We start from the raw sequence: 1,736 nt of genomic DNA, 5'->3' as shown, positions 1-1,736 counted from the left end.
TAAAGAATTAAAGTTTTAAATATCTTTTAAAATGAAGATTTATTCAATTTTACAGCCCATAAGTAAAAACCACCACTTCAAGAATATCCTCTTTTGATAAATTCGTAACCCCAATACTCTCCAAAAGCTGAACTATTCTATCCTCCTCCATCTCTTTGAGGATGGGCATAAACTCCAACATATCAACTCTAGGCTTTCCCTCTAAAAAGACCACTGTTTCACCATCAAGCAGTGAACTTAGTTTGATAATATCTTTGAGATGTTTTTTCGCATCTTGGGACTTCTCTTTTGAGAGATTTAGATAAGCATGAATCTTCAAAGGTATCAATACCTCTGGTGAAGCGATATGTAAACCCTCTATCTCTGAACTGTGCTGAACGAGTAGAGCAAAATAGTCTCTATCCAAAAGTATGGCTGATAGATAACTATAGTAAGCAGGTGTTTGGATAGGAATAATATGTTGATTGGTAACCATAACCGAATCTTCGGCATGAATTGCAAAAAGCTCTATCTGTTCAGGAAACTCTCTATCGTCACTCCCTAAAAATCTAAAAAGATTGTGTCTGCTCTCATTAACAGTTCTCTGTCTTGTCTTATACCCTGCCTCTTCAATATAGTTCAATAACTTTTTTAAAAATGCTTCATTGTCTTTGGAGATAATCACCAAGTCAATATCTTTAGTTGCTCTAAAAGTAAATCCCAAATCATGCATATTCATCGCTGTTGCCAACCCACCTATCACAATATAATCATCTCTGAAATCTTCAAAATAGGCTGTAAAACTAGCTATCCCTTGTATCATGCTAACACTCCTTTTATCTTATTATACAGTTCACCCATCGCATTTTGTGTGCGTATATCATCAGGCTCTTTTTCTCGAAGTGATAGATACAGAGATATAGGCTCAACAACACGCTCACCCAGTGGTGCATATCTCCATAGCTCTATCTCTACAAAATTTGGGTCAAGACAGGAATCATAGGTTGATATATTTATCGTATCTCTAATAGACTCAAATCGGTTTTTCTCTATAACATAACTTGTCTTATGACTGGTGATGTTGGCATAGTGTGACAATGCACTATACGAGGTATAAATCTTGGTATCAAAACAGCTTATATCCTCCTTTTTTATATAAAGAGTCTGCACAACAGGACTACTCATACGAGCCAAGAGGGTCTCTATATCAATCTCTTTAACAAGATGATATATCTTATTACGACCATTTTTCTCTACCTCCATAAACTCTAATGCTTCTAACTCTTTAAGTACTCGACTTGCACTCATAGTACTCACCAAAAACAGTCTTGCAACAGTTTTTATCTCCATCTTCTCCATACCGTTTATCAAAAGGTAAATAACCAACTGTTGAGCCAATTTAGAAAACTTTTTACTCTCTAATAAAAGAACTCTATTTTTGATACGCTCATCAAGATATATCAACAATCTAGGCAGATAGATAACATCTGATGAGACAAAAGAGATATTATTTTCTATCAGATATCTTCTTTCTGAACTTGTAAGCTTCTCTATATATAAAACAATAGGTAAATCAAATGCAGTCGAAAAGAGTTTTAAATTTTTTTTGATGGATTTTGAGCTTAATGATGGAGTAGACAAGAGAATAATCTCTCTATCTTCTATATTTATGCTCTCTATCTGATAGCTTTTCTTTATTGCAAGAGGGATAGGTTTATGATAAGCCACCTCTCTGTTATTGAGTGTAATATTTAGAT

General features: G+C 34.3%; 2 protein-coding genes. Both read right to left on the bottom strand.

Going from position 1 to position 1,736, the window contains the following annotated elements:
* Positions 1 to 49: 49 nt before the first annotated feature.
* Positions 50 to 802 carry a hypothetical protein gene (locus GSY74_RS09675; RefSeq protein WP_164664897.1) on the bottom strand — a complete coding sequence of 251 codons (753 nt, stop codon included), beginning with the start codon at positions 800 to 802 and terminating at the stop codon, positions 50 to 52.
* A partial coding sequence (locus GSY74_RS09670; protein WP_164664896.1) for a hypothetical protein occupies positions 799 to 1,736 on the bottom strand: 938 nt, incomplete at its 5' end. The genes GSY74_RS09675 and GSY74_RS09670, both read right to left, overlap by 4 nt.

The sequence above is a fragment of the Sulfurovum sp. bin170 genome, from assembly GCF_010892395.1.
Classification (GTDB): domain Bacteria; phylum Campylobacterota; class Campylobacteria; order Campylobacterales; family Sulfurovaceae; genus UBA1140.
This window is presented reverse-complemented; position numbering and strand designations above follow the sequence as displayed.

Excerpts from the sequence above, each read along its gene's own strand:
- GSY74_RS09675 (WP_164664897.1), bottom strand. The coding sequence starts at position 802 with ATGATACAAGGGATAGCTAGTTTTACAGCCTATTTTGAAGATTTCAGA.